The organism is Micromonospora sp. MH99, from assembly GCF_021442385.1.
Lineage (GTDB): Bacteria > Actinomycetota > Actinomycetes > Mycobacteriales > Micromonosporaceae > Micromonospora.
Map to the genome: position 1 here is coordinate 34,780 of NZ_MUZA01000005.1, position 23,153 is coordinate 57,932.

Sequence of the window (23,153 nt, forward strand, 5' to 3'; positions counted from 1 at the left end):
CACCGACAGACCCCTCCCCTTCCCCTGGAGACGACATGTCCCTCACCACCCCTGCGCGCAGCCGTGCCCTCACCGCCGCGCTGCTCGCGCTCGTGCTGACCGCCAGCACAGCCTGCGCCGACGATGAGCCCGGCACGACCGGCGGCGGATCCATCAAGATCGGTCTGCTCGCCTCGCTGTCCGGCACGTACCAGTCCGTCGGCAAGGAGATCCGCGACGGCTTCGAGCTGTACCTGGACACGCACGACGGCAAGCTCGGCGGCCGGCAAGTCGACCTCGTCGTCGCCGACGAGGGCAACGGCGCCGCGACCGCCGTGCCCGCCGCGACCAAGCTGCTCAAGCAGGACCGCGTGGCCGCGCTCACCGGCATCGTCGGCGGCGGTTCGGTGGCCGGCGTCTACCCGCTGCTGCAGGAGACCAAGGTCCCGCTCGTCGGCTCCAACGGCCGACCCGAGATCAAGGACGTCTCCCGGGTCTGGCACACCTCGTACCTCTCCGACGAGCCGGGCGCCGCGATCGCCCAGCACGTCAAGGACAACGTCAAGGGCTCGGTGTACGCCATCGGCCCCGACTACCAGGGCGGCTGGGACGAGCTGCGCGGCTTCACCGAGGCATTCGCGAAGGCCGGCGGAACGCTCGCCAACCCCGACGGCAAGACCACCTTCACCCCGTTCCCGGCCACCACCAACTTCACGCCGTACTTCGCGCGGATCAAGGCGTCCGGCGCGCAGGCGGTCTACACCTTCTACGCCGGCAGCGCGGCCGTCGACTTCGTCAAGCAGTACGCGCAGTCCGAGATCAAGGACATTCCGCTGTACGCGGCCGGCTTCCTCACCGAGGGCGGCGTGCTCAACGCGCAGGGCGAGGCGGCCCGGGACATCTTCTCGGTGCTCAACTACTCCCCCGACCTCGACAACGCCGAGAACCGGGGCTTCGTCGCAGCGTGGAAGGCCAAGCACGACGGGTCGCCGACGACGTACGCCCTGGCGTCGTACGACGCGGCGGCGGTGCTCGACCGGGCCATCGGGGCGGCCGGCGACGACCCGACACCGGAGGCCATCAACGCGCAGATCGGCAAGCTCGGGCAGATCGCCAGCCCGCGCGGCGCGTGGCAGTTCTCCACCGTCACGCACTCGCCGGTGCAGAAGTGGTACCTGCGTCAGGTCCGCCAGGACGGTCGGGCGCTGTCCAACACCGTCGTGGGTGACCTCGCGACCATCGGCCGGTGATCGCGGTGGCGGCCGGCCCGAACCGGATCGACCCGTACGTCATCCCGGCGCTGGACGGTGTCGCCTACGGGCTGCTCGTCTTCGTGGCGGCGGCGGGCCTGGTCTTCTGTTTCGGCGTCGCCAACATCCTCAACCTGGCGCACGGCATGCTGTACGCGATCGGCGGCTACACGGCCGCGGCGCTGCTCGACGGCGGTTGGGCGAGTCTGGCCCTGGCGCTGGGTGTCGGCGTGCTGGCCGCCGCCGCGGCGGGTGTGCTGCTCGCCGGCCTGCTCACACCTGTCGCCACCGGCAACCATCTCACCCAGGCGCTGCTGACCTTCGGGGTGGCGCTGGCCGGCGGCAGCCTGCTCGTCGCCGGCTTCGGGCCCGACGATCCGCAGGTGCTGGTGCCCGCCGCCCTCGACGGGTCGGTGGCGGTCGCCGGGCACCGCTACGCCGCGTACCGGCTGGTGTTCATCGTCGTGGCCGCGGCGCTCGCGGCCGGGCTCTACCTGACGGTGCGGCGGACCCGGGCCGGGATGCTGGTCCGCGCCGCCGTGGACGACCCGGAGATGGTCGCCTGCCTGGGCGTGAGCCCCACGCGGATCCGGGTCGGTGTGCTCGCCGCCGGTGGCGCGCTGGCCGGCGCGGCCGGGGTTCTGGGCGCCCCGATCATCGGCCCCGGGGCCGACACCGCCGACACGGTGCTGCTGCTCTCGCTCGTGGTCGTCGTCCTCGGCGGCCTCGGATCCATGGGAGGCACCCTGCTCGCGGCGCTGGCGATCGGGGAGATCCAGACCCTGGGCGTGGCGCTGCTGCCGTCGGCCGCCCCGTTCCTGCTGTTCGCCGCCATGGCCGCCGTGCTCGCCGTGCGGGCACGGGGCCTGGCCCCACGGTGGGCGGCGGCGTGAGGGACGAGGTGATCCGCCGGGTACGTCTCGCCGTCGCGACGGTCGTCCTGGCCGGCCTGGTCGTGGTGCCGTGGGTGGTGGACGACTACACCGCGGCGATCCTCGCCCGGACGCTCGCGCTGGGCCTGGTCGGGGTGAGCGTGGCGCTGCTCACCGGTGTCGCCGGCATGCCCACCCTGGGCCAGACCGCGCCGTACGCCGCCGGCGCGTACGCCAGCGCCGTGCTCGGCAGCCAGGTCTCCGACGTCGGCGTCGTGCAGGTCGCCGTGGCGGCGCTGGCCGGGGCGACGCTCGCCGCCGTGACCCTGCCGCTGATCGTCCCGGCCCGGGGAGTCATCGTCCTGATGATCACCCTGGCGATCGGCGAACTCGCCGTGACCGTCCTCGGGCGCTGGCGGTCGGTGACCGGTGGCACGGACGGCCTGGCCGGCATCACCCCGGTCCGTCCACTGTGGGGGCTGCCGGTCCTGGCCACCGACCAGGCCCGCTATCTCTACACGCTGGCCGTCGTGGCGACACTCGTCGGCGCGGTGCTCCTGCTGCTGCGGACCCGGGTCGGGCCGCTGCTGCGCGCCGGCCGGGACGACGAGATGCGGCTGCGGGCCAGCGGGCACCGGGTGGGGCTGTACCTGTCCGGCGCACACGTCGCCGCCGGGGCGATCGCCGGCGCCGCCGGCTCCCTGCTCGTCGTCGCCCAGCAGTACATCTCCCCCGCCGACTTCGGCTTCGACACCTCCGCGCTGCTCCTGCTCGGGGTCGTCATCGGCGGCACCGCGTCGATCGGCGGCGCGCTGGTCGGGGCGGCGCTCGTCATCGCCGTACGGGACTGGTTGTTCGGGGTGCTGCCCGGTCACGCGCCGCTGGTGCTGGGCGCCCTGTTCGTGGCGACGGTCTACCTGCTGCCCACCGGCGTCACCCGGGTCCGCCGACCGCGCGGCGGATCCCGGCCACCGATCCCCGCGCCGCGCCAGCCGGCTGCGACACCCACCCGCGACCGCGGCCCGACGCCGGAGCTGCGGGTATGAACTGCCTGCTGAGCGCCGAGAAGATCAGCGTGCGGTACGGCTCGCTGGCCGCGCTCACCGACGTCGACCTGTGCGTGCACGACGGCCAGCGACACGCAGTGATCGGGCCGAACGGGGCCGGCAAGACGACCCTGCTCAACGTGCTCGGCGCCACGACACGGCCGCAGCGCGGCACGGTGCGCTTCGCCGGCCGCGACGTCAGCCGGCTCGGTCCGGCGGCGCGGGCCCGCCGCGGCATCAACCGGACCCATCAGCGCCCCGCGGTCTTCGCGACCCTCACCACGATCGAGAACATCGAGGTCGCCGCCCTGCCGCGAACCATCCGACGTCGCAGGTGGTGGCCCGGTGGGACCCGGGGCACGGCCCGCCGGCTCGCCGCCGGCCTGCTCGACCAGCTGGGCCTGTCCGATCTCGCGACGGTGCCGGCCGGTCACCTCGCGCACGGCCAGCGCCGGCAGGTGGAGATCGCGATGGCCCTCGCCGGCCGTCCGCGCCTGCTGCTGCTCGACGAGCCGGCGGCCGGGCTGTCGGCCACCGAGGTCGACCGGCTGGCCGAGCTGCTGGCGGCGCTGCCCCGGGAGGTCGCCGTGCTGCTGGTCGAACACCATCTGGACCTGGTGTACGCCCTCTGCGACACCGTCACCGTGCTGCGCGACGGCCGGACACTGGCCGCCGGCACACCTGACGAGATCCGTACCTCGCCGCTGGTGCGGCAGGCCTACGCCGACGGGATGTCCTGATGCTGTACGTGGAGCGGCTCTGCGCCGGCTACGCCGGGGGGATCGTGCTGCACGAGGTGGACCTCCGGGTGCACCCGGGCAGCATCCAGGCAGTGGTGGGCCGCAACGGGGCGGGCAAGAGCACCCTCGTGCACACCATCGCCGGGTTGGTGCGCGCCTCCAGCGGACGCATCGAGATCGGCGGCGTCCACGTGGCCGGGCGGCAGCCCCACCGGGTCGCCCAGTCCGGCGTCGGCCTCGTGCCGCAGGGCCGGCGGGTCTTCTCCCGGTTGACGGTGGCCGAGCACCTCGTCCTGGCGGCGTCGCCGTGGCGGGCCGCGACACCGGGCGGCGAGGGCTGGACGGTGCCCCGGATCCTCGAACTGCTGCCCCGGCTGGCGGCACGGCTGCGCCACCGCGGCTGCGAGCTCTCCGGCGGCGAGCAGCAGATGCTGGCCATCGCTCGCGCGCTGCTCGGTCAGCCACGGGTGCTGCTGCTCGACGAGCCCTGCGAGGGGCTCTCCCCCGACCTGGCCGCCCGGGTCCGCGACCTCATCGGCCACCTGGCCGCCGGAGGTCTGACCGTGCTGCTCGTCGAACAGCAGCTCCGCCACGCGATCGAGGTCGCCGACCGGGTCGCGGTGCTGGAGTACGGCCGGGTCGTCTACGACCGGCCGACAACCGAGGCGCGCAGCGACCCGGGTCCGCTGGAGGCGATCGTCGGCATCGCCCCCACCGCGTCGCCCCCGGTGACCCGATCGACCCCTCGGCTCTGGGCCGACACCCCGTAGGTCACCCGATCCGTCGGCCCACCGGCCGACACCCCGCTAGTCACCCGATCCCTCTCGGAGAGGCAGAAGACGATGGCGACCCCCACCAGTGATGGCGCGTACACCTTCGACAACGGCGCACCGGACGCGGTCCCGCAGATGCGGGCGCTGGAGTCCTTCCTGGACCCGATCACGATGCGCCGCCTGGCCCGCCCGGTGCTACGCCTCGGCTCGACCTGCTGGGAGGTCGGGGCCGGTGGCGGCTCGATGGCCCGGCGGATCGCCCGCGCGGTCGGCACGGACGGGCACGTGCTGGCCACCGACATCGACCCCACGCACCTCGTGGCGGAGGGCAACCTGCGCGTACGCCGGCACGACGTGCGCGCGGACCTCCCGCCCGGGGACACGTTCGACCTGGTCCACGCCCGTCTCGTGCTGCTGCACCTGCCCGAGCGCCGACGGGTCCTGCGCACCCTCGCGGGCGCGCTGGCGCCCGACGGCTGGCTGCTCGTCGAGGAGTTCGACTGCACGACGCCGGTGCGGGTGCTGAACGCGCCGAGCGACGACGCCGCGAAGCTGTTCGCGCAGGTGATGGACACCATGATGGGTGTGTTGCAGGACCACGGCGCCGACCTGGGGTGGGCGCAGGACGTGCACACCGAGATGGTCCTCGCGGGCCTCGTCGACGTGGACACCATCACCCACTCGCAGAGCTGGGCGGGCGGGTCGAGCGGCACGTCGCTCTACGAGACGAACTCCCGGCAGTTGGAGCCGGACCTGCTGGCGGCGGGTCTGTCGCCCCAGCAGCTCACCGCCTTTCGTCGACTGACGCGCGACCCCGCGTTCGCCGTCATGTCGTACCACTTCGTCTCCACGCGCGGCCGTCTGGCCGGTTAGACCCCCCGGTGCGGCCCGCCTCGCGTGGCGGGCCGCACACCCCCTCAAGCGTCCTAGGAAAGAACTGTGGCGCGGGCGGTGCGCCAACCCGGACAGCTCGGTCAGTGACGGCCGACGAAGATTCCGACGCCGTTGGCGACCGCGCGCTCCGTACCGTCGGAGGGGCTGTTGCGGGCGGTGGCCGCCGCCTGGCCCGGCTCGCGGACGGCGACAGTGGTCGAGCCGCCGCCGTCCAGGTTGACCGCCGCGTGCGCGCCGAGTGAGCGCAGCACGTCGGCCAGCTCGGCGATGGTGAGGCCGGCGCTGGCCGGGGCACGGCCGGCGAGCGCGACGAGATACACCGTCCTGCCGTCCGGGCTGACGCCGGCCGCGCTGCGCACGGCTGCGGTCCTGGTATCGAGGCCGGCCAGCGGCACGCCGTCGCGCAGGATCGGCGCACCGCCGACCGCGAACGTCAGCTTGGGAGCGCCGGCGGAGGCGAGCTTCTCGTGGACCGCCACCCGGTCGCCGACGGCGAGGTCGTCGAGCGCGTCGGCGCCACCCTCACGGCCCACCAGCACCTGGCTGTCGGCGGGGATCGCGCCCGCACCGGGCGTCCGACCCACCGCGCTCACCACTCCACGGCGGACGGTCACCTCGTACGTGCGGGTGCTGCACGGGTCGTTGCGGCTGGTGTCGCTGCCGCAGGTCGACCGCACCCGGGAGGCCGTGCCCCAGGCGGAGGTGAAGAGGCCGACACCGCCGACCGGAAGCGCGTACTGGTTGAGGCCACTGAGGGCGATCGCGTGCGGTCCGCTGCGGACCTCGCCGGTGAGGCTCAGGGTGTCGACACGCGCCTCGCCGTTCACGCCGACGCCGAACACGTCGCGGGTCGAGGTGCCCGGGGCGAGGCCGGGCCCGAAGCGCTGGGCGGTCGGCACGGCGAACTTGAGCTGCTCGCCGTCGGCGATCTCCGGGCCGGAGGACGAGCCGGTCGGTGCGACGCCGGCGTGTGTCTCGCTGATGTTGAAGAAGTCCCCGTTCACGCCGGCGATCGCGCCCTGCGCGTTGGTCATCGCCGAGACGACCTGGCGCTGCGCCACGGTGTCCGGGTGCAGCAGGTCCACCGACACCCTGTTCCTGCGCAGGTCGGCGGTGAGCAGGTAACCGACGGCCGCGCCGCGCGGGGTGTCCACCTGGAACGAGCCGTACGTAACACCCGGGGCGAGCTGCTCGCTCGACGTGACGGTGACCGGGGCCACGGACGACGACGTCGTCGCGATCCCGGCGGCGTCGGCCGCCGTCGCGGACGTGCTCAGCCCCGCGGCGAGCAGCAGCGCCAGACCCGGGCGTACGAGCTTCGATGGCCTCATCGCCGTTCCTTCCTTCGGTGCGGTTGCGGGCCGATGCCCGCAGGTTCCCGCCGGACGGGCGACTGGCCCGGGCCGGCGATGATCTTCCTGGTCAGCGGATCACCCGCCGATGAACGACGGGGACGTCCGGGGTGAACCACCCACACCTTTTTGATCAACTGCCGACGACTGCGGTACATCTGAATATGGGACAGACGGCTGCCGTACCGGAGGTGGCCTCTTCGTGGCGGCCAGTCCGGCCCCGCAACCGTCGAAATGACGGCAAACACCCGCTCAACGGACATCTGGGCATCCACGTTGAGGATCGGGCGAAGATCCGACGCCAACGCCCCGACAGCCAAAAAGTTTTGTTGGGTTCCTACAACAGAGCGACTGTTGGTTCGGCGGTTGCGCCATGGCGCTGCCCGTCCGGAGCCGGAAAAGTGACCACTGCCGGGAGCCGTCGACTTCCGGCACGCACATCATGGTCTACCAAAGGGGTCAGTCGGGTGTTCAACCGTGTCGCCATCGTCAACCGTGGTGAAGCCGCCATGCGGCTCATCCACGCGGTCCGGGAACTGGCCGCGGAGACGGGCAGCCGGATCGAGACGGTCGCCCTCCACACCGACGTCGACCGCACGGCCACCTTCGTGCGCGAGGCGGACATCGCGTACGACCTCGGGCCGGCCTCCGCGCGCCCGTACCTGAACCTGGCGACGCTGGAACGCGCCCTGACCGAGACCGGCGCCGACGCCGCGTGGGTCGGTTGGGGCTTCGTGGCCGAGGATCCGGCGTTCGCCGAGCTGTGCGAGAAGATCGGGGTCACGTTCGTCGGGCCGAGCCCGGAGGCCATGCGCCAGCTCGGCGACAAGATCGGCGCGAAGCTGATCGCCGAGGAGGTCGGCGTACCGGTCGCGCCGTGGAGCCGCGGCGCCGTCGAGACCCTGGACGCCGCCCGGACGGCGGCGGCCGAGATCGGCTACCCGCTCATGCTGAAGGCGACGGCCGGCGGCGGCGGGCGCGGCATCCGCGTGGTCACCAACGAGGCCGAACTCGTCGACGCGTACGAGCGCACCAGCCAGGAGGCGGCGCGGGCGTTCGGCAGCGGCATCGTGTTCCTGGAGCGCCTGGTCACCGGCGCCCGGCACGTCGAGGTCCAGGTGATCGCCGACGGCCAGGGCACCGCGTGGGCGCTCGGCGTCCGCGACTGCTCGGTGCAGCGACGCAACCAGAAGGTCATCGAGGAGTCGGCCTCGCCGGTGCTCGACGCGTCCCAGGCGGCCGAGCTGAAGACCTCGGCGGAGCGGCTCGCCGTGGCGGTCGGCTACCGGGGCGCGGCGACCGTCGAGTTCCTCTACCACCCCGGCGACCGGCTGTTCGCGTTCCTGGAGGTCAACACCCGCCTCCAGGTCGAGCACCCGATCACCGAGCTGACCACCGGATTCGACCTGGTCAAGGCGCAGCTGCACGTCGCGTCCGGCGGCCGGCTCGTCGGCGAGCCGCCGGCCGAGCGGGGGCACGCCATCGAGGCCCGGCTCAACGCCGAGGACCCCGACCGGGACTTCGCGCCGTCACCGGGGCGCATCGCGCGGCTGGACCTGCCCGCCGGCCCGGGCATCCGGGTGGACACCGGTGTGAGCGAGGGCGACACCATCCCGGCCGACTTCGACTCGATGATCGCGAAGATCATCGCGTACGGGCGCGACCGCGACGAGGCGCTCGGCAAGCTGCGCCGGGCGATGGCCAACACCACGGTGATCATCGAGGGCGGCGCGACGAACAAGAGCTTCGTGCTCGACCTGCTCGACCAGCCCGAGATCATCGACGCCAGCGCCGACACCGGCTGGATCGACCGGGTCCGGGGCGAAGGCCGACTCGTCACGCACCGGCACTCCGCGGTCGCCCTGGCCGCCGCCGCCATCGAGTCGTACGAGGAGGAGGAGCGCGCCGAGCGGCAACGGCTGCTGTCGACCGCCGCCGGTGGCCGCCCGCAGGTGCAGCACGCCAGCGGCCGGCCGCTGGACCTCAAGCTGCGTGGGGTCACCTACCGGATGCGGGTGGCGCGGATCGGCGCACACCGGTTCCGCGTCGGCATCGAAGCGGGCGACGCCGTGCGCACCGCCGACGTCGAGCTGGACCGCTTCGACCGGCACACCGGCCAGATCGTCGTCAACGGCATCCGGTACCGCCTGCTCGCCGGCACGCACGGCCCGACCCACCTGGTCGAGGTCGACGGTGTGACGCACCGGGTCAGCCGCGACGAGGGTGGCGTCCTGCGCTCGCCCATGCCCGCGCTTGTCGTCGCCACCCCGCTGGAGGTCGGCGCCGAGGTCGAGGCGGGGGCGCCGGTGCTGGTGCTGGAGGCCATGAAGATGGAGACGGTGCTGCGCGCGCCGTTCAGGGCCCGGCTCAAGGAGTGCGCCGTCTCGGTCGGCAGCCAGGTGGAGGCCGGGGCGCCGCTGCTGCGGCTGGAGCCGCTCGCCGACGACGCGGGCGAGGCCGCGGCCGGCCCGAGCGTCGCCAGCGTCGAGCTGGACCTGCCCGCCGCCGACGACAACGCGGGGGCGTACGAGCGCAGCCGGCGCGGTCAGGAGGATCTGCGCGGCCTGCTGCTCGGTTTCGACGTCGACCCGCACGACGACCGCCGGGTGCTCGACGACTACCTCGTGGTGCGGCGGATGGCCGCCGAGGACGGGCACCGACCGCTGGCCGCGGAGGTGGACCTCGTCGACGTGTTCGCCGACCTGGCCGAGCTGAGCCGCAACCGGCCGACCGGCGAGGACGGCGGCGCCCACGTCCGCAGCGCCCGGGAGTACTTCCACACCTACCTGCAGAGCCTCGACGTGGAGCGGGCCGGGCTGCCCGACGCCTTCCAGGCGCGGCTCGCCAAGGCGCTGAGCCACTACGGCGTCACCGACCTGGAGCGCTCCCCCGGCCTGGAAGCCGCCGTGTTCCGGATCTTCCTGGCCCAGCAGCGCGCGTCCGCCGACGCCACGGTCGTGGCGTCGCTGCTGCGCGAGTGGCTGCGGGAGACCCCGCCGGACGAGTCGCTGCGCGAGCCGGCCGGTCTGGCGCTGGAGCGGCTGATCGCCGCGACGCAGGTCCGCTTCCCCGCCATCGCCGACCTGGCCCGGGGCGTGGTGTTCGCCTGGTTCGCGCAGCCCCTGCTGCGCCGCAACCGGGCCCGCGTCTACGCCCAGATCCGGGCGCACCTGCGACACCTGGACGCGCACCCCGCCGCCCCCGACCGCGCCGAGCGCATCGCCGAGATGGTCCGCAGCACCGAGCCGCTGGTGCGTCTGCTCGGCCAGCGGCTGGTCCGTGACCACCTGGACAACACGGTCATGCTGGAGGTGCTCACCCGCCGCTACTACGGCAACAAGGCCCTCACCCGGGTACGGACCCGCGAGGTCGCCGACTGCGCCTTCGTGGTCGCCGAACGCGCGGACTCCAGTGTGGTCTCCACGGCGGTGAGCTTTGACGCGCTGGGCGGGGCGCTGCGGGGGCTCGCCGAGCTGGCCGGCGACGAGGACTCCGTCGACGCCGACATCTACCTCGGCTGGGAGAACCAGCCGGAGGACTTCGACGCGATGGCCGCCGCGCTGCTTGAGGTGATCACCGCGCATCCGCTGCCGGCGCGGGTCCGCAGGCTCACCGCCACCGTCGCGGGTCGCGGCGGGGCGGTCATGCACCACCACTTCACCTTCCGCCCGTCGGACGGCGCAATGGTCGAGGACCGGCTGATCCGCGGTCTGCACCCGTACATCGCGCAGCGGATGCAGCTGGAGCGGCTGCACAAGTTCGACCTGACCCGGCTGCCGTCGTCCGACGAGGAGGTCTACCTCTTCCAGTGCGTGGCGCGGGAGAACCAGGCCGACGAGCGTCTCGTGGCGTTCGCCCAGGTCCGCGACCTGACCGAGCTGCGCGAGCAGGACGGCCGGCTGGTGGCGCTGCCGACCGCCGAGGACGCGGTCGCGGCGTGCCTCGACTCGATCCGCCGGGCCCAGTCGCGGCGGCCGTCCAAGACGCGCTTCACCACCAACCGGATCGTCATCTACGTCTGGCCGCCGAGCGAGCTGACCCGCGAGGAGATGGAGATGATCGCCGGGCGCGTGCGCCCGACGACAGTGGGCGCCGGGCTGGAGGAGATCCTGTTCATCGCGCGCCAGCGCGACCGTCGCACCGGCGAGCTGTCCAAGATCGCGGTACGGATCTCGTTCGACGCCGCGGGCGGCGCGGAGCTGACCGTCGGTACGCCGCCGGTCGAGCCGCTCGAGCCGCTCGACGAGTACCGGCTGAAGGTGCTGCGGGCCAGCAGCCGCAACACGGTGTACCCGTACGAGTTGACCAGCCGACTCGGTGACTTCGTCGAGCACGACCTCGACGAGGCGCACGCGCTGGTGCCGGTGGACCGGCCGAAGGGGCGCAACCGCGCCGCGATCGTCGCCGGTGTCGTCACCACGCCGGCCGCGCTGCATCCCGAGGGTGTCACCCGGGTCGTGCTGCTCGGCGACCCGACGAAGTCGCTGGGCGCGCTGTCCGAGCCGGAGTGCCGGCGGGTGATCGCCGCACTGGACCTGGCGGAGCGGATGCGGGTGCCGCTGGAGTGGTGGGCGCTGTCCGCAGGCGCCCGGATCTCGATGACCTCGGGCACGGAGAACATGGACTGGGTCGCCGCCGCCCTCAAGCGGATCGTCGAGTTCACCCAGGCCGGCGGCGAGATCAACATTGTCGTGGCGGGCATCAACGTCGGCGCGCAGCCGTACTGGAACGCCGAGGCCACGATGCTCATGCACACCAAGGGCGTCCTGGTGATGACGCCGGACTCGGCGATGGTGCTCACCGGCAAGCAGTCGCTCGACTTCTCCGGCGGCGTGTCCGCCGAGGACAACTTCGGCATCGGCGGCTACGACCGGGTGATGGGTCCGAACGGGCAGGCGCAGTACTGGGCGCCGAACCTGACCGCCGCGCGGGACGTGCTGATGGCCCACTACGAGCACACGTACGTCGCTCCCGGCGAGGACGCGCCGCGGCGGGCGGTCACCACCGACCCGGTGGACCGTGACGTCTCGACGTTCCCGCACGACGTGGTGGGCAGTCCCTTCCGCACGGTGGGTGAGATCTTCTCCGCCGAGGCCAACCCGGACCGCAAGAAGCCGTTCGACATCCGGACGGTGCTGCGGGCCCTCGCCGACCAGGACCACCCGGTGCTGGAGCGGTGGGCGGGCATGGCCGACGCCGACACGGCTGTCGTGCAGGACGCCCACCTCGGCGGCATCCCGGTGTGCCTGCTCGGCATCGAGTCCCGGTCGGTGCCGCGGCGCGGGTTCCCGCCCACCGACGGCCCGGACACCTACACGGCGGGCACGTTGTTCCCCCGCTCGTCGAAGAAGGCCGCGCGGGCCATCAACGCGGCCAGCGGCAACCGGCCCCTGGTCGTGCTGGCGAACCTGTCCGGCTTCGACGGCTCGCCCGAGTCGATGCGCAAGCTGCAACTGGAGTACGGCGCGGAGATCGGCCGGGCGATCGTGAACTTCCAGGGCCCGATCGTCTTCTGCGTGATCTCGCGCTATCACGGCGGCGCGTTCGTGGTGTTCTCGAAGGCGCTGAACCCGAGCATGACGGTGCTGGCGCTGGAGGGGTCGTTCGCCTCGGTGCTCGGCGGCGCTCCCGCCGCGGCGGTGGTGTTCTCCGCCGACGTCAACGCCCGTACCGCCGCCGACGAGCGGGTGCGAGCCCTGGAGGCTCGCGTCGCCGCCGCGGCCGGCACCGAGCGCGCCGCGCTCGCCGCCGAGCTCGACGAGCTGCGCTCGTCGGTGCGGGCGGAGAAGCTCGGCGAGGTGGCAACGGAGTTCGACCGGGTGCACAACATCCAACGCGCCGTCGAGGTGGGCTCGGTGGACGCCGTCATCCGCGCCGCCGAGCTGCGTCCGCGCATCATCGAGGCCATCGAGGCGCGTCTGCGCGGCTGATCCGCTGCCGATCCCGCACTGTGGGGACGGCGCCGACCCATCGCGGTCGGTGCCGTCCCCGCTGTCGTTGGCCCGCCGGCCGGGCCGCGCACCGTCGAAACTTTCATCCGATGACTGTCCACAGTCGCGCAGCTCACCCGACTTTTTTCCGGAAGTTTTCAGAGTTGACGAGGCCCATCGACGGCCATAATGTTTCGAACGAGTTTCCGGTGCTTCGGGGAGCGCCACCGAGCCCGAGACCGCACCCCGCCCACTCATCCCCGGGCCGCACCCTCCCTTCAAAGATCGACATTTGTCGATCATCGCCGAAAGGAAGGCAGATGAAGCCAAGACGGTGGATCAGCGCCGGCCTCGTCGCCGCCGCGACCGCTGCGGCGTTGAACACGATGCCGGCCACCGCGAGCCGGCCGTACGACCCGACCACACAGAGCCTCGCGACCCTCGGCCAGCGCCACGGTCTGAAGATCGGCACCGCGGTGAACGCGGAAGCTCTCAACGACGCCAGCGACCCGCAGTACCGCCGGCTGGCCTCCTCCGAGTTCTCCTCGGTCACGGCCGAGAACGCGATGAAGTGGGAGAGCCTGGAGCCCACCCGGGGCACCTACGACTGGACGGCCGCCGACCAGCTCGTCGAGTTCGCCCAGCGCAACAGGCAGGCCGTGCGCGGCCACGTGCTGGTCTGGCACAACCAACTGCCCGCCTGGCTGACCAGCGGCGTTGCCGACGGCAGCATCTCCAAGCAGGAGCTGCGCGAGCTGCTGCGCAAGCACATCACCACAGTCGTCAACCACTACCGGGGCAAGATCTGGCAGTGGGACGTCGTCAACGAGGCGGTCAGCGACCCCTGGGACACCCCGTCGACGTTGCACTACAAGGGCTTCTGGGCGCAGAACCTCGGCCCGGACTACATCGCCGACGCGTTCCGCTGGGCCCGCGCCGCCGATCCCAAGGCGCTGCTGTTCTACAACGACTACAACATCGAGGCGTTCGGCTCGGGCAACCCGGCCGACGACAAGACGCAGTTCGTCTACGACATGGCCAAGCGGCTGCGCGCGCAGGGCGTCCCGATCGACGGCGTTGGCTCGCAGGGCCACCTGGGCACCCAGTACGGCAACTTCGACACCCTGCAGGTGACCGCCGCCCTGAAGCGGTTCGCCGCGCTCGGTCTGGCCACCGCGTTCACCGAGGTCGACGTCCGCAGCCAGATGACCGCCGGCGTCCAGGCCGGCAACTCCGAGGAGATCAACCCCCGGTTGCAGGCGTCGGCGGCCAACTTCAGCGTGCTGATGAAGGCGTGCCTCGCGGTGCGCACCTGCCTGTCGTACACCGTCTGGGGTTTCAGCGACAAGTACTCGTGGGTGCCGGACTGGTTCAACGACCCGCCCGAGGGTCTGGCCACCATCTACGACGAGAACTACCAGCCCAAGCGGGCGTACCAGGAGCTGAAGTCGGACCTGATCTTCGCCGGTCCGCCGTACGTCCTGCCGCGCATCGCGCCCAGGCCGCACCGCTGAACCGACACGGGTCGTGCGGGGTCCACCCTCCCCGCACGGCCCGTGTCAGCGCGGCGCGGCCAGGTCGTCGCCGGGCAGCAGCGGGCGCATGAACGTCCGCTCGTAGCGCACCACACAACCGGACTCGTCGCGGATGGCGTCGGCCGCGACGAACTCCGGGTCGTGGCCGAACCGTGCGCGATACCGCTCGTACGCCGCCAGGCTCTCGAAACTGAACAGCGCCTCGGCCCGGTCGCTGGCGCCCTCGGCGGGCAGGAAGTAGCCGTGGTGCACGCCGCCGTGCCGCGCCACGAGCCGCATCCATGCGCGGGCGAACCGTTCGAACGCCTCGATCTGCGCGGGGTCGATGGTGTAGTGCACGACGCACGTGATCATTGATCCACCATAGGGCTCGCGCCGGACCCTGCCGCGCGACGGCCGGCAGTAGGATCACGGGCACCTCGGCGACGACTGTCGCCTCCCCCTGCCGGAGCCCGCATGTCGACAGATCGGCGCGGCGACACCGCCCGCCGTCGAGGCAGACCCCTCGGCCCGTACCGCGCGCTCCGCCGAGCCCTCGCCGTCGGCTGCCTCATCGCCGTCGCCGGGGTGCCGGCCGGATCGCCGGTTGCCGGGGCGTCCGCGCCCACGACGGTGCGGGTGCTGCAGATGAACCTGTGCAACAGCGGTCGCGCCGGCTGTTACACCGGGCGGGCGCTGACCAGGGCTGCCGAGGTGATCAGGGCCGAGCGACCCGCAGTGGTCACCCTCAACGAGATCTGCCGGGACGACGTGCCCACCCTGGAGGCGGTGTTCGCGGCCACCCACCCCGACACGGCTGTCGTGTCCGCCTTTAAGGCCGCCGGCGACCGTCCCAGCGGCGCCGACACCCGGTGCCGCAACGGCCAGGCGTACGGCATCGGGTTGTTGGCCCGGCTGGCGACGGCCGAGGGCCGGTACGCCGTACACAGTGGAATCCACCCGACCCAGGACCTCGCCGACCCGGAGGAACGGCCCTGGCTCTGCGTCGACGTCGGTGGCGCCCTCAACGCCTGCACCACCCACCTGGCGGCCACCAGCCGCGCCGTCGCCCTCAGCCAGTGCGGCCATCTGCTCGACGAGATCCTGCCCGCCGTCCGGCGAAGCAGCGGGTACGCGCCCACCGTGCTCAGCGGCGACCTCAACCTCCGCCTCGGCGACGACCCCGACGTACGGTCCTGCCCGCCGGCCGGATACCCGCGCGTCGACGACGGAGCGGTGCAGCACATCCTGGCGAGCGCCGACGTCATGCTCTGCTGCGCCCGCTCGGTGGGCATGGTCGGGGTGACCGACCACCCCGCCCTGCTGGCCACCCTCGTCATCGACGACCCACGCGGCTGACGTGACGTGCTGGGGACCTTCCGCAGCGTCCTCGCCGGGTGCGAGGCCGCTTTTCGTCGGACTGTCGTGCCATGCTGCCGCCCATCGCACAGCAGGGAGCACAGGGCATGGTCACGGTGATCGTTCGGGATGAGACAGCGACCGGCAGAGCCATCGAGAGCTGGCCGTTGGCGGGCCTGCCGGAGCGCATCTCGGCACGGGAGCTGGTCCGGCTGCGCGTGCGCGAGGAGGTGGCGCGGTTCAACGCCCAGCAGCCGCGGCACTTTCGGGGCCTGGTCCAGCCGACCGACACGGAGGCGACGCTGAACGGCTACCGGGTCACCCCGGGCAGGCGACTGGACTGGGTGGCGCAGGCCGATCGCGCCTGCGCCGCGTTCGCCCGTAACGGTTTCCTGCTGTTGGTCGGCGACCGCCAGATCGAGGACCTCGACGAGGAGATCGACCTGCGCACCGACCCGGACGTGGCGTTCGTCCGGCTCGTCGCCCTGGTCGGTGGCTGACATGGGCGACTGGACGGCACTCCTGCCGCGCCTGAGCGACGCGGACCGGCGGCAGGTGGAGGCCGGTGTCGCCGAGGCCGACGAGCGGATCCGGGCGGTGCTGCGGATCGCGGGCACGTACTTCTGGGGTTCCTCGGTGACCAGTGTGCCGGAGTGGGCCGCCGTCGAGTCGTGGCCGGCCGAGGAGCGTCGCCGCGCCGCCCTGGCCATGCACCGCGAGTCGGCGGACGGCTCGACCCCCACCGCGCTGAACGACGTGGTGCGCAGCCTCGCCACCGAGGACGTCCCGTTCACGCGGGCGGACCTGGTGTGGTGCCTGGAGGTCGTCGCGGACGGTGACGGCTTCGACAACGGCGCCCACTTGGAGCTGCCCGCCCTGATCGCGCCGCGCCTGCCGGCCGCCGAGCTGGCCGGCCTGGTGCCGGCGCTGTCGGCCCTGGTCAGTGAGCTGGTCGACGACTACTTCATCGCGGCCGGGCCCCGCCGACGTGCCGTCACGCTGTTCGGCCGGGCCATCGACCGCGCCACCGGCAACCGCCTGCCGTCGTCGCTGCTGCACGACGGAGACAGCTTCGGGCCCGCCGTACGCGCCGACCTGGGGGCCGCCCTCGTCGCGCCCGGCGTTGCGGAGCTGCTGGAGCACTGCGCCGCGCTGGACAAACCGGCGGCGACCGCGAAGTGGCTACGCCGCCTCGACGAACTGCTCGCGGCCGCGCCCGATGTCCGGCAGGTCGTCCGCCGGCTTCTCGACGCGTTCACCGCCCACGGGCGGACCGTCCACGACGACTCGGACCGCCTCCTGCGCGGGCTGGTCTGGGCGTTGTCGCGCGAGCGCGACGAAAGGGCGACGGACCTGTTGGCGCGGGTCACCTCCAGCGCGGCGGCGGCGCCGCGCCAGGCCGCCGGATACCCACACGCCCCGCGCACGGCGATCACGGCGGTCCGACTGCTGGCCGACCGCGACGGCGACGTGCCGCTGCGCACCCTGGCCCGCCTCGCCGTGACGGTTCGCAACAAGGCCGTGCGAAGCCGGGTCCAGGCCGCGCTGACCCAACTCGGCGCGCGGCGCGGATGGTCGCTCAGCGAGGTCATGGAGCTGACCGTCGACGACCACGGGCTCGGGCCCGACGGGCGCCTCCCCACAGCAGTCGGCCCGTACGAGGCGACGGTCGAGATCGTGGGCGACCGGGCACGCCTGGTCTTCGCCCGCGACGGCGTCGCGCTCAAGGGCGTCCCGGCCGCGGTGAAGCAGTCCCACGAGGACGACCTCGCGCACCTGCGGGGCCTGGTCAAGCAGGTCGGCGCGACACTCGTCAGCGAACGCCAGCGGGTCGAGGGACTGCTGTCGGAGGAGCGCACCTGGTCGTACCCGGACTGGTCGTCGCGATTCCTCGACCACCCGGTCACGGCGACCTACGGGCGGCGGCTGCTGTGGGAGACCAGCACCGACGGCCAGCGCTGGACGGCCGGCCTGCCCCGCCGGGACGGCGACGGCTGGACGATCGTCGACCGGGACGGCCGGGCCCTCGCGCCCGGGTCGGTCCGGTTGTGGCATCCCGTCCGCGCGAGCACCGCCGACGTGTTGGCCTGGCGCGGCCACCTGGTCTCCGCCGGCCTGACGCAGCCGTTCAAGCAGGTCTTCCGGGAGGTCTACCCGCGCACACCGGCCGAGGAGAGGACGCACACCTACTCCAACCGGTTCGCCGGGCACATCCTGCGCTACCGGCAGGCCAACGCCCTGCTGCGCGCCCGTGGCTGGCAGGCCGGCTACCTCGGCACCTGGGACGGCGGGTACGACAGCGAGGCCACCAAGGTCCTCGGCGGCGGGGCGTGGCGGGCGTCCTTTGACCACGCGCTCGTCGACAACCCGGATCCACACCACTACGACGTCGAGTACTGCTCGACCGACCAGGTGCGCTTCGCCCGGCTCGACGGGACGACGTGGGTGCCCGCACCGGTCATCGACGTGCCACCGCTGGTGTTCAGCGAGGCCATGCGCGACGTGGACCTGTTCGTCGGCGTCACCTCGATCGCCACCGACCCGCAGTGGGCCGATCGCGGCGAGGACCGGTTCTCGGCCTACTGGCAGCGCACGGCCGTCGCGGAGCTGACCCCGTCGGCGCAGGTACGCCGGGACGCGCTCGCGCGGCTGCTGCCCCGGATGGCCATCGCCGACCGGGTGGACCTCACGGACCGGTACCTGCGGGTGCGCGGCAACCTGGGCGCGTACCGGATCCACCTCGGGTCGGGCAACGTCATGATGGAGCCCGACGACGCGTACCTGTGCATCGTCGCCGCGCGTGCACAGACCGGGCGGCTGCACCTGCCGTTCGACGACGACCCCATGCTCTCCACGATCCTGTCCAAGGCGATCATGCTCGCCGCCGACGACCGGATCACCGACCCCACCGTGCTGAGCCAACTGCCCAGTGTCAGGGCACGTCGATGACGATCTTGCCCGCACTGGTGCCGGCCTCCACGACGGCGTGGGCGTCCGCGACGGTGTCCAGCGTGAACCGTCGGGGATCGACAAGCGGGCGCAGCGCTCCCGCGTCGGCAAGCGCGCTGGCCTCGCGCAGGATCTCGCCGTGCGCGTCACGCCCCTGACCGGTCAGCAGCGGCAACAGGGTGAACACCCCGGAGTAGCTGGCGCCCCGGAACGACAGCGGCGCCAGGCTGTGCGTACCCCAACCGAGGGCGCTCACGACGCGGCCGGTGTAGGTGCGCACGGCGGTGAAGGACTTGTCGAGGGTGGCGCCGCCGACGGTGTCGAAGACGACGTCGAAGCCGTCGCCGCCGGTGTGCGCCGCCACGTAGTCCGCCACCTCGGTGGCGTTGTAGTCGATAGGCGTCGCGCCGAGCCGCGCGATGGTCTCCAGGTTCCGGGATGAACCGGTGGCGAAGACCTCCGCGCCGCGGGCTCGGGCGATCTGGATCGCGACCTGCCCGACGCCGCCGGCCCCGCCGTGCACCAGGACCCGCTGGCCCGCCCGCACCTGCGCCCGGTGCACCAGCGCCTCCCAACTGGTGATGACGGCCAGCGGCAGAGCCGCCGCCTCGCGCAGACTCAACGATTCCGCCGTCCGGGCCAGCAGCCGGGCGTCGACCGCCGCGTACTCGGCGAGCGACCCCTGGACATCACCGACCCCGCCGGTGAGCCCGTACACCTCGTCACCCGGGGCGAAGCCGACGACACCGGGCCCGACCTCCGCCACGACTCCCGCCAGGTCCAGACCGAGGACGATCGGCGGATTGTTGCGGGCGTGCGGGGCCTTCCCCTGGCGGATCTTCGTGTCCAACGGGTTGACGCCGCTGGCCGCGATGCGGACGAGCACCTGCCCCGCGCCGGGGACCGGCGTGTCGACCTCCCGGACGACCAGCGGGCCGCCGAATTCGCTGAGCACTACCGCGCGCATGGCGCTACCTCGCCTTTCCGTTCCTGGTGAATACGTTGTCGGGTTCATGCCGTCTGGTGGGCGACGAGCGACCGGGCGGCGTTCTTCGCCTCGTGCACGACCGCCCGGTCCTGCAGCAGCCGGCCCGAGGCCAGCGCGCCGTCGATCAGGAGCCCGATCTGGCGGGCGAGCCCGTCCGGATCGCTCGCACCGGCCCGCCCGGTCAGCTCCGTGAGCCACGTCTGCCGCCGCTCGGTGTGCCGCAGGGTGATCGCCCGGGCCTCCGAGTCCAACGATGCCTCCACGGCGGCGCTGACGAAGGGGCATCCAAAGAAGCCGTGCCTGTCGAATGCGTCCAGGAGCGCGTCGAAGAGCCCGATCAACTGGTCCGCCGGTCGGTCACCGGCGCGCTCGGCGGCCCGCTGTAGCTGCGCCATCCACGAGTCGTCGGTGCGCCGCAGGTAGGCGGCCACGAGTTCGTCCTTGGTACGGAAGTGGACGTACAGGGTCGACTTGGCCACCCCGCTCTCGGCGATGACCTGCTCGATGCCGACGCCGCGCAGACCGTGGGCGTAGAACAGCTCGGCGGCGGTGGCGAGGATCCGTTCCTCGGTGGTGGTCTTCCGGGTCTTCGGCGGCATGATCCCTCCCTTAATCGAACAGACTAGTCCGTTCGATTAAGGGTGCCCACATGATCGCTGTCACGCCGCGGCCGGCGCGGGTCAGGGCAGCAGGACGACGTGCAGGTGGCGGGGCCCGTGCACCCCTTCGACGCGGATCAACTCGATGTCGCTGGTGGCCGACGGGCCACTGATCCAGGTCAGCGGGCGGTGCGGCGTCAGCCGCGCCAGGGCCTCGGGCACGGTGGCCACCACCTGCTCGGCACGCAGGACGCACACGTGCCGGTCCGGCAGGAGGCTCAGCACCCGGCGGCCCTGATCGGGCGAGCCGTCCAGGACGATCGTTCCGGTCTGCGCGATGGCGACGGCGGCGGCGGTGACGACGGCGTCCGCGGCCCCGATCCGCCCGTGGTCGAGGCCGTCGTCGGTCAGCGCGGTCACCGTCGACGGCAGCCAGGCGGGCGGCAGACCCGGCGGTACGACGACGGTGGCCCCCGCCGGCAGGAGGTCGGCGATCGTGTCGGCGACGGCCGCCTCGGTGGCCCGGTGCACGTGCGCCCGGTAGTCGGTCAGCCGCTGCGCCAACTGGTCCACGTCGACGGTGTCGGCCTGGACGTAGTCGCGGGACACCGGTGCCGGCGCGGGGCCGCCGGTGGCGAGCGCGGCCCGCAGCCGGCCGAGGACGAGATCCCGGGAGGTCACCGCCCGGCCCACCATTCGCGGAACGTCTGCGCCGGCGGCTCGGGCAGGTCCCGGCTGGCGGTCCAGCCGTTCAGCGGTGGGGGCAGCCCGCGGCCACGCCGACCGGCGAGCCGGCTCAGCCGCGCGGCGCGCTGCCCGGCCGCGTACAGCCGGGGTCGGTCCATCGTGTACGCGGCCGCGGCCATCGCGATCGACTCGGCGGTGGGCCGCGGTCGCGACTCGACGGCCTCGGCGCGCAGGTGCACCAGCAGCTCCGGGATGTTGATTTTGACGGGGCACGCGTCGTAACAGGCGCCGCAGAGCGTCGACGCGTACGGCAGGGAGGCGTTGTCCTCGATGCCGGTGAGCTGGGGTGACAGCACCGCCCCGATGGGCCCCGGGTACACCGACCCGTAGGCGTGGCCGCCGGCGCGCTCGTAGACCGGGCACACGTTGAGGCACGCCGAGCAGCGGATACACCGCAGCGCCTGCCGGCCGACCTCGTCAGCGAGCACCGCGCTGCGCCCGTTGTCGAGCAGGACCAGGTGGAACGCCTGCGGTCCGTCGCCCGGGGTCACGCCCGTCCACATCGAGGTGTACGGGTTCATCCGCTCCCCCGTCGACGCCCGCGGCAGCAGCTGGAGGAAGACCTCCAGGTCCCGCCAGGTCGGCACCACCTTCTCCACGCCCATCACGGTGATGAGGGTGTCCGGCACGGTCAGGCACATCCGCCCGTTGCCCTCGGACTCGACCACGGCCAGGGTGCCCGTCTCGGCGACGGCGAAGTTCGCGCCGGACACCGCCACCGGCGTACTCAGGAAGGTCTCGCGCAGGAACCGGCGCGCGGCGGCCGCGAGGGCCGTCGGGTCGTCGGCGAGCGCCGGGTCGACGCCGGGCATCTCGCGCAGGAAGATCTCCCGGATCTCGGCCCGGTTGCGGTGGATCGCGGGCACCAGGATGTGGCTCGGCCGGTCGTCGCCGAGCTGCACGATCAGCTCCGCCAGGTCCGTCTCCACGGGGGTGATCCCGGCCGCTTCGAGGGCCTCGTTGAGGCCGATCTCCTGGGTCGCCATGGACTTGACCTTGATGACCCGGTCCGCGCCGGCCGCGCGGACGAGGTCGGTGACGATGCGGTTGGCCTCGATGGCGTCCGCCGCCCAGTGCACCACGCCGCCGGCCCCGGTGACCTTCTCCTCGAGCTGTTCCAGCAGGTCGGGCAGGCGGTGCAGGGTGTCGGCCTTGATCGCCGCGCCCGCCGCGCGCAACTGCTCCCAGTCCGCCTGTTCGTCGATCACACCCGCGGACTTGGCCCGGATCGTCGTCGTGGCGTGGCGCAGGTTGCGCCGCAGTTGCGGGTCGGCAAGGCTCCGCCGCGCGGCGTCCGGGAACGACTCGTCGCCGCGCAGGTGCCCCACGCCGGCCGGCGCGGTCACCGGTGGCGCGGTCGCCGGCATGCCGAGGAACGTCCGGCGGGTCACGACCGGACCGCCGATCGGGCACTGGGCGTGCCGCTCTGCTCGGTCGAGGCCAGGATCTCGGCGAGGTGCACGGTGCGCACCCCGGTCCGCAGCCGCGACAGACCGCCGCCGATGTGCATGAGACACGAGACGTCCCCGGCGGCGCACACGTCGGCGCCGGTGGCGAGCACGTGGCGCATCTTGTCCGCAAGCATCGCCGTGGACGTCTCCGGGTTCTTCACGGCGAACGTGCCGCCGAACCCGCAGCACTGCTCCGCCGCCGGCAACTCCACCAGGTCGAGGCCGCGCACCGCGCGCAGCAACTGTCGCGGCCGGTCGCCCACCCGTAGCATCCGCAGGGAGTGGCAGGTCGGATGGTAGGTGACCCGGTGCGGATAGTACGCGCCCACGTCGGTCACCCCGAGCACGTCGACGAGCAGCTCCGACAGCTCGTACGTCCGCCCGGCCACCGACTCGGCCCGGCTGGCCAGCCGTACGTCGCCGGCCCGCCGGGCCACCATCGCGTGCTGGTGCCGCACCGACCCGACGCAGGAGCCCGACGGCGCGACGATCACGTCGTACGGGTCGAAGACCCGCACGTGCCGGCGTACCAGGGGAACGGCCTCGCGCGGGTAGCCGGTGTTCACGTGCATCTGCCCGCAGCAGGTCTGCTCGGTCGGGAAGACCACGTCGTGGCCGAGCCGCTCCAGCAGACGCACCGTCGCGGTGGCCGCCTGCGGGAACATGGTGTCGGCCAGGCAGGTCACGAACAGCGCGATCCGCACGGCACA

18 protein-coding genes are annotated in these 23,153 nt (G+C 72.9%); 11 read left to right on the forward strand and 7 right to left on the reverse strand.

Features of this window, described 5'->3' with window-relative positions:
• Positions 1–35: 35 nt before the first annotated feature.
• The 6 genes from B0E54_RS04120 to B0E54_RS04145 all read left to right on the forward strand — a co-directional run bounded on the left by B0E54_RS04120 (position 36) and on the right by B0E54_RS04145 (position 5,533).
• The gene (locus tag B0E54_RS04120) at positions 36–1,229 is read left to right on the forward strand and encodes an ABC transporter substrate-binding protein (RefSeq protein ID WP_234581901.1); all 1,194 of its coding nucleotides are present in this window, start codon (positions 36–38) and stop codon (positions 1,227–1,229) included.
• Positions 1,226–2,122 (forward strand): branched-chain amino acid ABC transporter permease, encoded by an 897-nt coding sequence (locus B0E54_RS04125; RefSeq protein WP_234581902.1) that lies wholly within the window; start codon positions 1,226–1,228, stop codon positions 2,120–2,122. Before B0E54_RS04120 ends, B0E54_RS04125 begins: the two co-directional genes overlap by 4 nt.
• Positions 2,119–3,147 (forward strand): branched-chain amino acid ABC transporter permease, encoded by a 1,029-nt coding sequence (locus tag B0E54_RS04130; RefSeq protein ID WP_234581903.1) that lies wholly within the window; start codon positions 2,119–2,121, stop codon positions 3,145–3,147. Before B0E54_RS04125 ends, B0E54_RS04130 begins: the two co-directional genes overlap by 4 nt.
• Entirely contained in the window at positions 3,144–3,887 is a 744-nt protein-coding gene (locus tag B0E54_RS04135) for an ABC transporter ATP-binding protein (RefSeq protein ID WP_234581904.1), read from the forward strand. Before B0E54_RS04130 ends, B0E54_RS04135 begins: the two co-directional genes overlap by 4 nt.
• A complete protein-coding gene (locus B0E54_RS04140; RefSeq protein ID WP_234581905.1) occupies positions 3,887–4,657 on the forward strand; it encodes an ABC transporter ATP-binding protein in 771 nt (256 codons plus the stop codon). The genes B0E54_RS04135 and B0E54_RS04140 overlap by 1 nt, the downstream gene beginning before the upstream one ends.
• 72 nt (positions 4,658–4,729) lie before the next feature.
• Positions 4,730–5,533 carry a methyltransferase gene (locus tag B0E54_RS04145; RefSeq protein WP_234581906.1) on the forward strand — a complete coding sequence of 268 codons (804 nt, stop codon included), beginning with the start codon at positions 4,730–4,732 and terminating at the stop codon, positions 5,531–5,533.
• 101 nt (positions 5,534–5,634) lie between these two features.
• Here B0E54_RS04145 and B0E54_RS04150 read toward each other — a convergent pair whose 3' ends face one another.
• Positions 5,635–6,885, reverse strand: coding sequence for a phosphodiester glycosidase family protein (locus B0E54_RS04150; protein ID WP_234581907.1), 1,251 nt, complete (start codon positions 6,883–6,885; stop codon positions 5,635–5,637).
• Between the two features lie 488 nt (positions 6,886–7,373).
• On the opposite strand from B0E54_RS04150, the gene B0E54_RS04155 reads away from it, so the two are divergent.
• Together B0E54_RS04155 and B0E54_RS04160 are read left to right on the forward strand one after the other, a co-directional pair.
• Positions 7,374–12,836: a carboxyl transferase domain-containing protein gene (locus tag B0E54_RS04155; RefSeq protein ID WP_234581908.1), complete on the forward strand. Its 5,463-nt coding sequence runs from the start codon at positions 7,374–7,376 to the stop codon at positions 12,834–12,836.
• 320 nt (positions 12,837–13,156) lie between these two features.
• A complete protein-coding gene (locus B0E54_RS04160; protein ID WP_234581909.1) occupies positions 13,157–14,350 on the forward strand; it encodes an endo-1,4-beta-xylanase in 1,194 nt (397 codons plus the stop codon).
• Positions 14,351–14,395: 45 nt separating this feature from the next.
• Here B0E54_RS04160 and B0E54_RS04165 read toward each other — a convergent pair whose 3' ends face one another.
• The gene (locus B0E54_RS04165) at positions 14,396–14,725 is read right to left on the reverse strand and encodes an NIPSNAP family protein (RefSeq protein ID WP_234581910.1); all 330 of its coding nucleotides are present in this window, start codon (positions 14,723–14,725) and stop codon (positions 14,396–14,398) included.
• A gap of 102 nt (positions 14,726–14,827) precedes the next feature.
• On the opposite strand from B0E54_RS04165, the gene B0E54_RS04170 reads away from it, so the two are divergent.
• The 3 genes from B0E54_RS04170 to B0E54_RS04180 all read left to right on the forward strand — a co-directional run bounded on the left by B0E54_RS04170 (position 14,828) and on the right by B0E54_RS04180 (position 18,658).
• Positions 14,828–15,709, forward strand: a complete 882-nt coding sequence (locus B0E54_RS04170) for an endonuclease/exonuclease/phosphatase family protein (protein WP_234581911.1) — start codon at positions 14,828–14,830, stop codon at positions 15,707–15,709.
• A 71-nt stretch (positions 15,710–15,780) separates the two neighbouring features.
• Positions 15,781–16,209 carry a hypothetical protein gene (locus B0E54_RS04175; RefSeq protein WP_234581912.1) on the forward strand — a complete coding sequence of 143 codons (429 nt, stop codon included), beginning with the start codon at positions 15,781–15,783 and terminating at the stop codon, positions 16,207–16,209.
• Between the two features lies 1 nt (position 16,210).
• Positions 16,211–18,658, forward strand: a complete 2,448-nt coding sequence (locus B0E54_RS04180) for a DUF4132 domain-containing protein (RefSeq protein WP_234581913.1) — start codon at positions 16,211–16,213, stop codon at positions 18,656–18,658.
• On the opposite strand, the gene B0E54_RS04185 is transcribed toward B0E54_RS04180, so the two are convergent.
• The 5 genes from B0E54_RS04185 to B0E54_RS04205 all read right to left on the reverse strand — a co-directional run bounded on the left by B0E54_RS04185 (position 18,642) and on the right by B0E54_RS04205 (position 23,147).
• The gene (locus B0E54_RS04185; protein ID WP_234581914.1) at positions 18,642–19,625 is read right to left on the reverse strand and encodes a zinc-dependent alcohol dehydrogenase family protein; all 984 of its coding nucleotides are present in this window, start codon (positions 19,623–19,625) and stop codon (positions 18,642–18,644) included. The genes B0E54_RS04180 and B0E54_RS04185 overlap by 17 nt on opposite strands.
• Positions 19,626–19,669: 44 nt before the next feature.
• On the reverse strand, positions 19,670–20,245 hold the full coding sequence (locus B0E54_RS04190) for a TetR/AcrR family transcriptional regulator (RefSeq protein WP_234581915.1): 576 nt from the start codon (positions 20,243–20,245) through the stop codon (positions 19,670–19,672).
• Between the two features lie 81 nt (positions 20,246–20,326).
• Entirely contained in the window at positions 20,327–20,941 is a 615-nt protein-coding gene (locus B0E54_RS04195) for an LUD domain-containing protein (RefSeq protein WP_234581916.1), read from the reverse strand.
• Complete coding sequence (locus tag B0E54_RS04200; RefSeq protein ID WP_234582029.1) at positions 20,923–22,359, reverse strand: LutB/LldF family L-lactate oxidation iron-sulfur protein; 1,437 nt, start codon at positions 22,357–22,359, stop codon at positions 20,923–20,925. Before B0E54_RS04200 ends, B0E54_RS04195 begins: the two co-directional genes overlap by 19 nt.
• A 20-nt stretch (positions 22,360–22,379) precedes the next feature.
• Positions 22,380–23,147, reverse strand: coding sequence for a (Fe-S)-binding protein (locus B0E54_RS04205; RefSeq protein ID WP_234581917.1), 768 nt, complete (start codon positions 23,145–23,147; stop codon positions 22,380–22,382).
• Positions 23,148–23,153 lie beyond the last annotated feature (6 nt).